Origin of the sequence: Brevibacterium sp. HMSC07C04, assembly GCF_001815905.1 — a bacterium.
In the GTDB taxonomy this organism is placed as follows: Bacteria; Actinomycetota; Actinomycetes; order Actinomycetales; family Brevibacteriaceae; genus Brevibacterium.
Genome location: NZ_KV823244.1, coordinates 24821 through 37774 on the forward strand (window position 1 = coordinate 24821; position 12954 = coordinate 37774).

Genomic DNA, 12954 nt, shown 5'->3' on the forward strand with positions numbered 1-12954 from the left:
ACGCTAAGACGGAGATTCGAGACTCAGTGAGGCGAGAGTAGGGTCACAGTATGCGTCTGCTTCTCCTTAGCTGCCGCGGCGAGTCCTGAACAAGGCCGGACCCTCGTCGCGGAGTCAGTGCTGTTCGGTCGACTGAAGACCACATGAGGAGATCACATGACCAATCTGCAGAAGCCAAGCCCCATGCCGTTCACGAAGTACAAGTCCTTCTTCGATCGCATTGAACTGGACATGTCCGACCGCACTTGGCCGGACCAGCGCCTGACTCGCGCACCGCGTTGGCTTTCAACCGACCTGCGCGATGGCAACCAGGCGCTCATCGACCCCATGACGGTCGAACGCAAAATCAAGATGTTCGAACTGCTCGTGAAAATCGGCTTCAAGGAAATCGAAGTCGGCTTCCCCTCGGCCAGTCAGCCGGACTTCGACTTCGTGCGGCACATCATCGAAAAGGATCTGATCCCAGATGATGTGCGCATCTCCGTGCTGACCCAGGCGCGCGAAGATCTCATCGAGCGCACAGCCGAAGCGCTCATCGGAGCGGACAAGGCCACCATCCACATGTACAACGCCACTGCGCCGGTCTTCCGCTCCGTTGTCTTCGGCTTTGACGGAGACGGCCGCGCACAGACGAAGGACATCGCGCTGCGCGGCACCCAAGCTGTCATGAAAGCCGCTGAATCGGTGCTTCCGAACACTGACTTCGGCTATCAGTACTCGCCGGAGATCTTCGTTGACACGGAGCCCGATTTCGCTCTCGACGTTGTCGGCGGTGTGCTCGACATGTGGCAGCCCGAAGATGGCCGCGACACCGTCGTCAATCTGCCGGCAACAGTTGAGCGCGGCACCCCGAACACCTACGCCGACCAGATCGAGTGGTTCTGCCGCCACATCCCATACCGTGACCAGGTGGCCGTGTCGCTGCACCCGCACAATGATCGCGGCACGGGTGTGGCCGCAGCAGAGCTGGGGCTGATGGCCGGGGCGGACCGCATTGAGGGGTGTCTGTTCGGCAACGGTGAGCGCACCGGCAACCTCGACCTCGTGACAGTTGCCATGAACCTCTACACCCAGGGGGTTGATCCCGAACTCGACTTCTCCGACATCAATGAGGTCATCCACACGGTCGAGTACTGCAACCAGATCGGGGTGCACGAGCGTCACCCGTACGGCGGGGATCTCGTGTTCACGTCCTTCTCCGGTTCGCATCAGGATGCCATCAACAAGGCTTTCGCGCAGCGCGAACGTCGAGCGCGCGAAACGAGCACGCCGATCGACCTCATGGAATGGGACATGCCCTACCTGCCGGTCGACCCCAAGGACCTCGGCCGCAGCTACGAAGCGATCATCCGCGTCAATTCGCAGTCGGGCAAGGGCGGAGTCACATACCTGCTCAAGAGCGAATACGGTCTGGACCTGCCGCGCCGCATGCAGGTGGAGTTCTCCAAGGTCATCAAGAACGTCACGGCATCAGGCGGCGAACTCACAGCAGAGGCAATCTGGTCAGCCTTCAGCGATGAATACCTGCCGACGGACAATGCGTGGGGCCGCTTCCGCATTCGGGGTCTGCGCACCGAGTCCCTGGGCGATGATTCAGCCGGACGCCACTCCGAAAAGGTCGAGGTGGCGCTGAGCATCGACGGTCAGGAACGCGAGTTCGAAGGTCAGGGAACGGGGCCGCTGAATGCTCTGGTCAACATTCTCAACGACAACTTCGATCTCGATATGCGGGTTCAGGACTATTCCGAGCACGCGATCGGCGCCGGTGCGGACGTCGCGGCCGCTGCCTATGTCGAAGTCATGATCGGGGACCGGATCATGTGGGGTGCGGGCATGCACTCGAATATCGCCAAGGCGTCCCTCAAGGCCGTCATCTCCGCGGTCAACCGCTACCTGCGCGACAACAGCGGCGACTGACGCAGTTACGGTCACATGTCACGAGGCGGTGCCCAGGCACCGCCTCGTGGTGTGTGGGGGACAATGGGCCGGTGAGGAAATATCGTGACGCGGGTGTGGTTCTGGGCACCCATAAACTCGGCGAAGCCGACCGGATCGTCACGGTTCTCACTCGTCACAGCGGTGTTGTCCGCGCTGTTGCCAAGGGGGTTCGCAGGACCACCAGCCGTTTCGGTTCGCGCTTGGAGCCGCTCATGATGATCGACCTGCAGGCCAACCGCGGCAGGAATCTGGACGTTGTCACCCAGGTGGAGCTCATTGAGCCGTTTGCCCAGGGGCTCATCACCGACTACGACTACTACACCGTTGGCGCCGTTATGGCCGAAACCGCTCTGCGGCTGACAGAAGACGACCCCCGTACGGAAGACCAGTTTCTGCTGCTGGTGGCGGCTCTGCGCTCTATGTGCCGGCGCGAACATCCCGCACGCGCTTCTCTGGACGCCTATCTGGTCCGAGCTATGTCGCTGGCCGGCTGGGCTCCGAGCCTCATTGACTGCGCGCGGTGCGGGACTGCCGGACCACACCGCGCGTTCTCGCTTGAAGCCGGGGGTGCGGTGTGTCAGGCGTGTCGGCGCGGAGGAGAGCACCTTCCCGGTCCCGAGGCTTTGGCGTATCTGCAGAGGATCAGCACGGCAGACTGGCCGGAGCCGGGCACGGTGGCCGATTATGACGCACAGGCCGCTTCGAAAGTCGTCACCGCTTTTGTCCAGTGGCACTTGGAGCGACGGGTGAAATCGCTTGCGCTGTTGGAGCGCTGAGCCGTGCTCCTGCCATAATGGCGGCGTGAAGTATCAGCCGATTCCCCCGCACCCGCATGGCGCCGCGCCGCCGGCGATTCCAACGAGGTTCATCCCGAAGCACATTGCTGTTGTCATGGACGGCAACGGCCGGTGGGCCAATGAGCGCGGACTCCCGCGCACAGACGGCCACAAAGCGGGGGAAGCCTCGCTGATGGAGGTTATCTACGGCAGCCTGGAAATGGGTGTTGAGGTGCTGTCCGCCTACGCGTTTTCGACGGAGAACTGGAAGCGCTCCCCGGAAGAGGTGCGTTTCCTCATGGGCTTCAACCGGGACGTCATCCGCCGCCGGGTCGATGAACTCGACGCTCTGGGCGTGCGCATGGTGTGGTCGGGCAGAGAAGGCAGGCTGTGGCGCTCGGTGATCAAGGAGCTTGATGTCGCCCGCGACCGCACCAAGAACAACACCCGCATGACCCTGCAGTTCTGTGTCAACTACGGTGGGCGGGCCGAAATCCTCGATGCGGTCAACGCCATCACCCACGAGGTTGCCCAGGGCAAACTCAAACCCGGCAAGGTGACGGCCAAGTCTTTGGCTGCGCGACTGTATGCCCCGGACCTGCCCGATGTCGACCTGTTCCTGCGCTCTTCCGGTGAGCAGCGCACGTCGAACTTCCTGCTGTGGCAGTCGGCCTACGCGGAACTGGTTTTCCAGGATGTTCTGTGGCCGGACGTGGACAGGACGACGCTGTGGAATGCCGTCGAAGAATACGCTATGCGCGACCGGCGGTTCGGCGGCGCAGTCGATAGGGTCGTCGGCAAGAACTCCGGTAAGAACTGAGGCTGCAGACGAAGCGGGCCCGAAACCACAGTGGTTTCGGGCCCGAATCAAAGCCGCGCAGCTGCGCTGACAGCCTGCTGGCTCAGTCGGACGTCTGCGCTCAGCGGCGGCGGTCACCGCCGCGCTTGTCATTGCGGAAGCCGCGACCGCCGCGCTTGAACGGGCGGTCTGAGCCGGCCTTACGGTCTTTGCGCTTGAACGGGCGTCCGGGGCGGCCCGTGTCGACGCGGATGTCGATGCGCTTGCCCTGGATCTTGGTGTTCTTCAGACGGTCGAGAACAGCCGGGTCGAGATCTTCCGGCAGGTCGATCAGCGAGTGGTTCGACCGGATGTTGATGTGGCCGATCTGCTTGTTCGTGATCCCACCCTCGTTGGCTATTGCGCCGACGATCGCACCGGGGTTGACGCGCTCATTGCGGCCGACCGCAATGCGGTAGGTGGTCATGCCCTCTGCGGTGCGGGCGCGCTCATTGCGGTCCGGACGAGCCTTTGGTTCCGGCAGGGGCTCCGGCTTGAGTGTTGCGCTGCCCAATACGAGTGCTGCGAGTGCCGCAGCGATGTCTGCAGCGGGAACATCGTGTTCGTGTTCGTAGGCGTCGATGACAGGGCGCAGCTCCGTCAGGTCGTTCGAAACAAGTGCTTCGGAGATCTGCTCTTTGAACTTCTGGGTGCGCGAATCGGCAAGTTCGTCGACCGTCGGCAGGGTCAGCGGCTCGACCTTCTGGCGGGTGGCCTTTTCAATCGAGCGCAGCATGCGCTGTTCGCGCGGAGTGACGAACAGGATGGCCTCACCGGTGCGTCCGGCACGGCCCGTTCGTCCGATGCGGTGGACGTAGGACTCTGTGTCCAGCGGAATGTCGTAGTTGACCACAAGCGAGATTCGCTCGACGTCCAGGCCGCGGGCGGCGACGTCAGTGGCAACGAGGATGTCGATCGAACCGGAGCGTAGGGCCTCAACTGTGCGTTCGCGCGCTTGCTGCGGAATGTCGCCGTTGATGGCTGCTGCGCGCATGCCGCGGGCCCGCAGCTTTTCCGAGAGCTCTTCTGTTGCCTGCTTGGTGCGGACGAACATGATGATGCCGTCGGCTTCTTCGACTTCGAGGATTCGGGTCAGCGCGTCGAGCTTGTTTGAGTGCATGACCGTCAGGAAGCGCTGGCGGATGTTCGCCCCGGTTGCAGTGGCCTGCTTGATGCGGACTTCAGCTGGGTCTTCCAGGTACTTCCCGGTGATCCGGTGGATGGACGACGGCATGGTGGCCGAGAACAGGGCCACCTGACGGGAGGAGCCAGAGGCGGCGAAGATCTCTTCGATGTCCTCTTGGAAGCCCATCTTGAGCATTTCGTCTGCTTCGTCGAGCACCATGTGTCGCAGACTGTGCAGTTTGAGGGAACCTCGCTTGAGGTGGTCGATGACGCGGCCGGGGGTTCCGACGACCACCTGGGCGCCGCGTTTGAGGCCGGCAAGCTGTGGGGAGTAGGACTGTCCGCCGTAGATAGGCAGAACTGAGAAGTTCGGGAGGTTTGCCGCGAAGCTTGTGAGCGCCTCGGCCACCTGAATGGCCAATTCCCGGGTGGGGGTCAGGATGAGGGCAAACGGGCCGTCGTCGGCTCGGCCGACATCGGCGAGGTGTGTGAGCATCGGCAGTGCGAATGCCGCGGTTTTGCCGGTTCCCGTCTGCGCGAGTCCTATGACGTCCCGGCCTTCCAGCAGAAGCGGGATAGTCTGCGCCTGAATTGGCGAGGGGGATTCGAAGCCGAGGTCGGAAATTGCGGCCAGCACTGAGGGGTGGAGGTCGAAATCGGAGAACTGCAGGCTGTCCTGCTGATCGACAGTGTTGGCCGAGGTGTCTTCTGCGTGGTTCTGTGCGCTGTCCATGGGACTCGTTTCTGTGCGGGTGCACGCTTGATCGCTGAGAACTGAATTGGCGATCTGCCCGTTCCAGGCCGGTGTGCACTCATAAACGCACGGAAAGCCCAGAGAGATTGAGCGCCGGGTGCGCAGAAGATGCTGCGCTGCCTGTCGGCGCACACGGTTTGGGTGCACGTCCCAGTCTAGGCCACACGCGTGCCCGCACGGTCGTCTCACGCCGTGAGTTCGGTAACCTTGTGGAGGCTGCGCGTCCGCAGCGACCCCGTACCGGCAGCGAACCGGCTGCACAACGCATCAAGGAGCATCTGTGGCATCGACTCTGGATTCCGTCATCACCCTGGCCAAGCGGCGAGGCTTCGTCTTCCAGGCCGGAGAGATCTACGGGGGATCACGTTCAGCATGGGACTACGGTCCGCTGGGCGTGGAGCTGAAGGAGAACATCAAACAGCAGTGGTGGCAGACCTTTGTCCGCGGTCGCGCTGACATGGTCGGCCTGGACTCGTCGATCATCCTGCCGCGGCAGGTGTGGGAGGCTTCCGGGCACGTCGAGACGTTCGTCGACCCGCTGGTGGAATCGCTGCACACCAATAAGCGCTACCGGGCAGACCACCTCATCGAGGCTTATGTTGCCAAACACGGCAGGGAACCCGAAAACGGCCTTGCCGATATTCGCGATCCGGAAACAGGCCAGGAGGGCAAGTGGACGGAACCGCAGATGTTCTCCGGTCTGGTCAAGAGCTACCTCGGTGCTGTTGATGACGGTCAGGGCCTGCACTACCTGCGCCCCGAAACCGCGCAGGGCATCTTTGTGAACTTCGCCAATGTTGTGACGGCAGCCCGCAAGAAGCCTCCGTTTGGCATCGGGCAGATCGGCAAGGCCTTCCGCAACGAAATCACGCCGGGCAATTTCATCTTCCGCACCCGCGAATTCGAGCAGATGGAGATCGAGTTCTTCGTTCACCCCGATGACGCGCAGAAGTTCTTCGACTCCTGGGTTGAGGACTGCTGGAACTGGTTTGTCGAACTCGGCATCGACCCCGACAACATGCGCAGGTTCGATGTCCCCGCAGACGAGCGGGCCCACTACTCCGACGGCACGATCGACCTGGAGTACCGCTTCGGATTCACCGGCAGCGAATGGGGCGAACTCATGGGTGTTGCCAACCGCACCGACTACGACCTGGGCCGCCACACGGAACACTCCAACCAGAAGATGCAGTACTTCGACCAGGCCACCGGCGAACGCTACACGCCGTACGTCATCGAACCGTCATTCGGTCTGACGCGTGCGCTCATGGCGTTCCTGGTCGACGCCTATGTCGAAGACGAAGCCCCCAATGCCAAGGGCGGAGTTGATAAGCGCACCGTGCTCAAGCTCGACCCCAGGCTCGCACCGGTCAAGGCCGCGGTGCTGCCGCTGTCGCGCAACGAAAAGCTCTCGCCGCAGGCGCGGGAACTGGCAGACGGTCTGCGCCGCCGCTGGAACGTCGAGTTCGACGATGCCGGCGCCATCGGCCGTCGCTACCGCCGCAACGACGAAATCGGCACTCCGTTCTGCATCACCTACGACTTCGATTCGCTCGACGACAGCGCGGTCACCATCCGCAACCGCGATGACATGAGCCAGGAGCGCGTTGCGCTCGACCAGGTGGAGTCCTACCTGGCCGCTCGCCTGGGCTGCTGAGCACCCATGTGTGACGAGGCGCCCGGCACGGTTGGTGTCGGGCGCCTCGCGCGTGCAGGGCTCGGGTGTTGAGTATTTATCAGTAGGCTTTGACGCGCTGTTCGACGACCAGGTGCACGAGCGCGAACGTGCCGCTGCGCGTGGCTTCGAGCGCCCGTTCAATTGCCTGCGGAACCTCGGCGTCCTGTGTGACTTTGATGCCGAAGCCGCCGAAGGCTTCAGCCATGAGAGCGAAATCGGGGTTTTTCAGCTGGGTCCCGGAGATCCGTTCGGGATACTGCACTTCCTGGTGGGTGCGGATGGTCCCGTACTCCTGGTTGTCCATGACGATGATCAGCGGTGTCGCGCCGTACTGAGCGGCTGTGGCCATTTCCTGGCCGTTCATGAGGAATTCGCCGTCACCGGCAATGCACAGCACGTCCCGGCCCGGATATTCGAGGCTTGCGGCCACTGCCGACGGCACGGAGTAGCCCATCGATCCGTTGCGCGCTGAGATCAGCGCCGCGTACTCCTCGGCGGGGAAGTAGCGGTGTGCCCAGTTGGTGTGTTCGCCCGCGCCGAAGGTGACCATTGCGTTGTCATCCAGCCGGTTGACGACGTTCGCCATGGCCGTCGCCATCTTCGCCGGCCCCTCCGTCGGCTCCGCAGGAGGCAGAGCCGACCATGTCTCCTGGATGGCGCGCAGGGAGTCCGTCCACTGCGTCCACGCGTCTTTGACGGGCAGTTCCATGCGCACGAGATCGTCGACGAACTTCGCGGGCTTGGCAATGATCTGCCGGGTGACAGGACCTGAGCGCCCGCGCAGTGACGGGTCGATGGTGACGATGAAGTTCTCTTTGTCCCAGTTCTGCCGTGCGGTGAAGCCGTCGGTGAGAACATCACCGGGAACGGTGCCGACGAAGATCAGGAGGTCGGATTCATCGAGCACGCGGTGGGTGTAGTCGGGCCGACCGTAGCCGATGGGGCCGACATAGCTGGGCGAGCTGAACGGAACCGTTCCCTGACAGCGCCACTCTGCGGCAGCCGGCAGTCGGTGCGCTTCGAGCCATTCGGTGAACTCTTCGGCAGCGCTGTGGGTCCAGTCGTTGCCGCCGAAGACGAACAGCGGACGCTCGGCCCTCTGCAGGGTCGATTTGAGGTCCTTCCAGTCCTCTACGGTCATGCCGCCCTTCGCCACGGGGATGGGCGGGTGGATAACCGAGGAGTGCGCTTGGGTGATGATGTCTTCCGGCAGGCCGACCACCACTGGCCCCGGGCGTCCGGAACTGGCTGCGAACATGGCTTCGGCGACGATTTCCGAGGCGCGCTCAGGATGGTCGAGGACCATGACTCTCTTGGCGCCGGTGTCGAACCACGACTTCGGATCGAATTCTTGGAAGGCCTCTTTTTCTCGGTGCTCGAACGGGATGAGGCCGACGAAGAGCACCATTGCCGTGGAGTCCTGCCACGCGGTGTGCAGGCCCACGTGCGCGTTGGCCGCACCCGGGCCCCGGGTCACCATTGCCACACCGGGTGTGTCGGTGAGCTTGCCCATGGCTTCGGCCATATAGGCCGCACCGCCTTCGTGGCGGGTGACGACAGTCGAAATAGAGGAGTCGTAGAGCCCGTCAAGCGTGTCGAGGAAACTTTCGCCCGGGACGACGAATACGCGCTCAACGCCGTGGGCTTCAAGCGATTTGACGATCATGTGGCCGGCAGAGAGCGTCCCTTCGGGCAGGGCGTCAGACTTCATTTACAACTCCTGGTGTCGCATGTGGTTTGGCAAAGTCTAGGAAGTGTCCGCTGACGCTTCCAGGGTCTGTCCACAGTGTGGGAAGCGAGACCTGTCGGCGAGTTCAGGCCGCAGAGGAAAGCCGGACGGCTGCGGTAAGAACCGCGGTGATGACAAGCGTGTTCAGACACACTGCCGCACTGAGAATCCGTGTGATGGGACGCTGGTCGCTCGCCGGATTCGCCCCTGCCATCTGCATGCCCAGCAGAAGTCGCGGGGGAGAGGCGATGATCGCCAGAGAACACGCCACATTGGCAGCGGCGATCGTCAGAAGCACATCTGCTCCGCTGCCGGCGGCCATAGAGGCGATTGTCTGGGCGAACATGGCGTTCGACCCGGTGGTGTTGCCCACCAGATACCCGCCAAGCGTGTTCAGCGCCGGTGCCGGCCACACGCCGAGAACAGAAGCCGCTTCGCCCAGTGTGGTGCTCATGCCGGTGACGGTCATGATCCACCCCAGCATCATGAAGCCGCCCGTGGACACTCCGACGGGGACCCAGCGGCGGACGGCGGAGGGCACCTCGGGAAGAAGAGCCCGGCGCCGCCAGATGAAGAAAACAGTCGCGCAGGCTGCAGCCAGCCACACCGGCGGCCAGATGAGAACAGACGTGAGCCGGTTCTCCCAAGCGGCATAAGCGGCGTAGGAAGCCAACAGTCCGCCGGTGAGAACCGCGTAGGGCAGACCCGCGACCGCGGTGGCGCGGCGTGCAGGAAGACGGCCGTGGCGGACCCTGAAGAATCCGAACAGCACAATGAGCGCAATCAGACCGCCGAGCACACCGGCAACGGCGGTGCCGATGAGCAGGTTGACCGTCAGCACTGCCGCCCACAGGAGAAGAGCCGAACCGAAAACCGCGATCGCGGCAGTCAGGCCGCGCTGCTCAGAGTGTGGTGAATCGGGTTCACCCGTCCGCAAGCGCAGGGTCAGCCATGCCGATGCCGAGACCAAGAGGAGAGTCGGGCCGAAGAACAGCGCAGAGAACACGCCGACGTCCCGAAAAGTCTGTCCGGACAGCTGGGCTGCAATTGACGTACCGGGGCCCAGAGCACCCCACACCGCCGTGTTGAGGCCGAGCATGCCCAAAATGACGGCCCTGGCGGGGGCGAATCCCAAAGCGCGAAGAATCGGCACGCCCACCGTCACGCCGACTCCGTAGCCTGTAACCGATTCGGCGAAGGGGACAACGCCGAAGACAACCGCCGCAGCCCCCAGCGCCGGTGTGGGGACAGAATCGGACAGAAAGCGCGACAGTTCCGCCATTGCGCCCGAACGCTCCAGAAGCGCGGCCAACAGCATGCCGAACAGCAGAATGAGCAGCACCTGAAGTGTCAGCAGCCCGTACTCGCCGGCCTCACCCAGGTGGTTCCATGACAGACTGCCCGTACCCACCCCGACGACAGCTGCGACAGCCGCAGAAACCACAGCGGCGGTGACGGCGCCTCGGCCCGCCAGAAGAAGGCCGATCGCGGTGAGAACCGGAAGGGCCGTGAGCAGCAGGGACATAGCGTCACACTAGCCCGCCGGAGGCCGGGCGTGAAGGAGAATCTGCATTCTGGCACCGTCCGGCGGCAGCACAGGGAACACCGGCAGCGCACAGGACTTGCACCGCCTGGGATAATGTGCCCGTGACTGTGACTGAGAAGACGAAGCTGCGCATCGGCGACATCGAACTGGACTCCCCGGTGGTGCTCGCCCCCATGGCCGGCATCACCAACACCGCGTTTCGCCGCCTGTGCCGCGAATACGGGGCCGGACTGTACGTGACGGAAATGGTCACCAGCCGAGCCCTCATCGAACGCAGCGACAAGAGCATGCGCATCATTCAGCACGAAGAGTGGGAAACCCCGCGCTCAGTCCAGCTGTACGGCGTGGATCCTGAAACCATGGGCGCAGCCGTGCGCATGCTCGTAGAAGAAGACCGGGCAGACCACATAGACCTCAACTTCGGCTGCCCCGTTCCGAAAGTCACCCGCAAAGGCGGCGGATCAGCGCTGCCGTGGAAGCTCGACCTGTTCAGCGATATCGTCCACACCACTGTCCGCGAAGCCGACAAAGGCGATATTCCGCTGACCATCAAACTGCGCAAAGGCGTTGACGCCGACCATCTGACGTACCTCGATGCGGCGCGCATCGGCATTGACGCGGGTGTGGCGGCAATGACGCTGCACGGGCGCACAACCGCTGACCTGTATTCCGGTCAAGCCGACTGGGACGCCATCGCCCGGCTTAAAGACTACGTGGGCGATCGCGTGCCGGTGCTGGGCAACGGAGACATCTTCGCTGCCGAAGACGCACAGGCCATGATGGCCACGACCGGCTGCGACGGCGTGGTGATCGGACGCGGCTGCCAGGGCCGACCGTGGCTGTTCGGCGATCTGCAGAACGCGCTCAACGGCTCCGAGGAGCGACACCGGCCAAGCTTGGGAGACGTGGCCGACGTCGTGTACCGCCACGGCGAATACCTGCGCGACTACTACGACGATGAATTCTTCGGCGTGCGCGATCTGCGCAAACACATGGCGTGGTACTTCAAGGGATATCCGGTCGGCGGAACGCTGCGGACACGCCTGGCAATGGTCTCCAGCCTCGAAGAGCTGCGCGGCTTCCTCGACGAACTCGACCACAGCGCACCCTATCCGGGCGCTGCCGCTGAAGGTGTGCGCGGACGCACCGGACGGGCTCGCCGACCCCACCTGCCCGACGGCTGGCTGGACGACCGGATCTTCGACCACGAAGCCCACGCGGACATCTCTGAAGCCGAACTCGACATTTCCGGAGGCTGATGTGTCACTGACCGGCGGTGTTGCCGAATACGACGACCACTCTCGCGAACGCTGGGTCATTGAGCCGCGGAAGAATCCCCGGCGTTCGGCCTTTCAGCGCGACCGCGGACGACTCCTGCACTCATCGGCACTGCGCCGCCTGTCCGCAAAAACCCAAGTGGTTTCACCCGGCACAGACGACTTCGTTCGCAACAGGCTGACCCACTCGCTCGAAGTGGGCCAGGTGGGCCGTGAGCTCGCCCGGTACCTCGGCTGCGACCCCAACATCGTTGAAACAGCTTCACTGGCCCACGATCTGGGCCATCCGCCGTTTGGCCACAACGGCGAAACCATTCTCGATGAGTTCGCAAAAGACATCGGAGGATTTGAGGGCAACGCGCAGACCCTGCGGATACTCACGCGGCTCGAACCGAAGGTCTTCACCGACGAGGGCGGGCCGGCCGGGCTGAACCTGACCCGGGCAACCCTCGACGCGTGCATCAAATACCCGTGGTCACGCGACAGTGCTCCAACACCGGACAAAGCGGGAGCCCCGGTGCGGAAGTTCGGCGCCTACGAAGACGACAGCACGGTCTTCGCCTTCATCCGCGACGGCAGAGAGGGAACCCAGCGGTGCATCGAAGCTCAGCTGATGGACCTCGCCGATGACATCGCGTACTCCGTCCACGATGTCGAAGACGCCGTCAACTCCGGCCACCTGGTGTTCGAAGCCTACGAAAACGATCACGCCATGGCCGGGCTGATAGACATCACCCGCTCCTGGTACCTGCCTGGGGCACGCGACGAAGACATCATCGACGCCCTGAATCGGCTGCGCTCAACCGCATACTGGCCGACAGAGCGCTTTGACGGCTCCCGCCGCGCGCAAGCGGCTATGAAGCACCTGACCAGCCAGCTCATCGGCCGGTTTGTAGGCGCGGCAGAAGCCGCCACTCGCGAAGGCTACGGCTGGGAGCCGCTTGGCCGATACCAGGGGAACCTCGTTGTGCCGCAGACAACCGAACACGAAATCGCGGTGCTCAAAGGTTTGGCGACCGTCACCGTGATGGTTGCCGAAGAGCGCATGAAGACCCAGCGGATTCAGGGGCGGGTGCTGAGCGCCCTGTGCGAATACTTCAGCGAAAAGCCCGACGCGATGGACACCATGTTCTGGCTGGACTACCGGGACGCCGACGGTGACGATGGAAAGCTTCGCACCGTCATCGACCAAGTGGCCAGCCTGACCGACCATTCCGCGTGGTCGTTCTACCATGCTATGCAGGAGGACACGGGCAGCCTGCTGTGAGCTGCTGTTCAGGCCGACTGTCCGGA

Annotated in this window: 9 protein-coding genes; 6 read left to right on the plus strand and 3 right to left on the minus strand. The window is 63.3% G+C overall.

The genetic code is table 11. The features are described from left to right. Positions 1-156 precede the first annotated feature (156 nt). The 3 genes from leuA to HMPREF3162_RS02450 all read left to right on the plus strand — a co-directional run bounded on the left by leuA (position 157) and on the right by HMPREF3162_RS02450 (position 3534). Complete coding sequence (leuA, locus tag HMPREF3162_RS02440; protein WP_070776814.1) at positions 157-1917, plus strand: 2-isopropylmalate synthase; 1761 nt, start codon at positions 157-159, stop codon at positions 1915-1917. 71 nt (positions 1918-1988) lie between these two features. Beyond that, entirely contained in the window at positions 1989-2714 is a 726-nt protein-coding gene (recO, locus tag HMPREF3162_RS02445) for a DNA repair protein RecO (protein WP_070776815.1), read from the plus strand. A 25-nt stretch (positions 2715-2739) separates the two neighbouring features. Continuing rightward, complete coding sequence (locus HMPREF3162_RS02450; protein ID WP_070776816.1) at positions 2740-3534, plus strand: isoprenyl transferase; 795 nt, start codon at positions 2740-2742, stop codon at positions 3532-3534. Between the two features lie 100 nt (positions 3535-3634). Here HMPREF3162_RS02450 and HMPREF3162_RS02455 read toward each other — a convergent pair whose 3' ends face one another. Then, positions 3635-5410 carry a DEAD/DEAH box helicase gene (locus tag HMPREF3162_RS02455; protein ID WP_070776817.1) on the minus strand — a complete coding sequence of 592 codons (1776 nt, stop codon included), beginning with the start codon at positions 5408-5410 and terminating at the stop codon, positions 3635-3637. Positions 5411-5711: 301 nt separating this feature from the next. Between HMPREF3162_RS02455 and HMPREF3162_RS02460 the strand changes: the two genes are divergently transcribed. After that, positions 5712-7088: a glycine--tRNA ligase gene (locus HMPREF3162_RS02460; protein ID WP_070776818.1), complete on the plus strand. Its 1377-nt coding sequence runs from the start codon at positions 5712-5714 to the stop codon at positions 7086-7088. Between the two features lie 79 nt (positions 7089-7167). Here the strand turns inward: HMPREF3162_RS02460 and HMPREF3162_RS02465 are convergent, their stop codons facing one another. Continuing rightward, entirely contained in the window at positions 7168-8820 is a 1653-nt protein-coding gene (locus HMPREF3162_RS02465) for a thiamine pyrophosphate-dependent enzyme (RefSeq protein ID WP_070776819.1), read from the minus strand. A 103-nt stretch (positions 8821-8923) separates the two neighbouring features. Next, the gene (locus HMPREF3162_RS02470; RefSeq protein WP_070776820.1) at positions 8924-10363 is read right to left on the minus strand and encodes an L-lactate permease; all 1440 of its coding nucleotides are present in this window, start codon (positions 10361-10363) and stop codon (positions 8924-8926) included. Positions 10364-10491: 128 nt separating this feature from the next. Here HMPREF3162_RS02470 and dusB point away from each other — a divergent pair, with 128 nt between their 5' ends. Further along, positions 10492-11643, plus strand: a complete 1152-nt coding sequence (gene dusB / locus HMPREF3162_RS02475) for a tRNA dihydrouridine synthase DusB (protein WP_370919371.1) — start codon at positions 10492-10494, stop codon at positions 11641-11643. 1 nt (position 11644) lies between these two features. Then, positions 11645-12928 carry a deoxyguanosinetriphosphate triphosphohydrolase gene (locus tag HMPREF3162_RS02480; protein WP_070572408.1) on the plus strand — a complete coding sequence of 428 codons (1284 nt, stop codon included), beginning with the start codon at positions 11645-11647 and terminating at the stop codon, positions 12926-12928. Positions 12929-12954: the final 26 nt, after the last annotated feature.

Coding starts and splice junctions, on each gene's coding strand:
- HMPREF3162_RS02470 (WP_070776820.1), bottom strand. CDS start 10,363: ATGTCCCTGCTGCTCACGGCCCTTCCGGTTCTCACCGCGATCGGCCTT.
- HMPREF3162_RS02455 (WP_070776817.1), bottom strand. CDS start 5,410: ATGGACAGCGCACAGAACCACGCAGAAGACACCTCGGCCAACACTGTC.
- HMPREF3162_RS02465 (WP_070776819.1), bottom strand. CDS start 8,820: ATGAAGTCTGACGCCCTGCCCGAAGGGACGCTCTCTGCCGGCCACATG.
- leuA (WP_070776814.1), top strand. CDS start 157: ATGACCAATCTGCAGAAGCCAAGCCCCATGCCGTTCACGAAGTACAAG.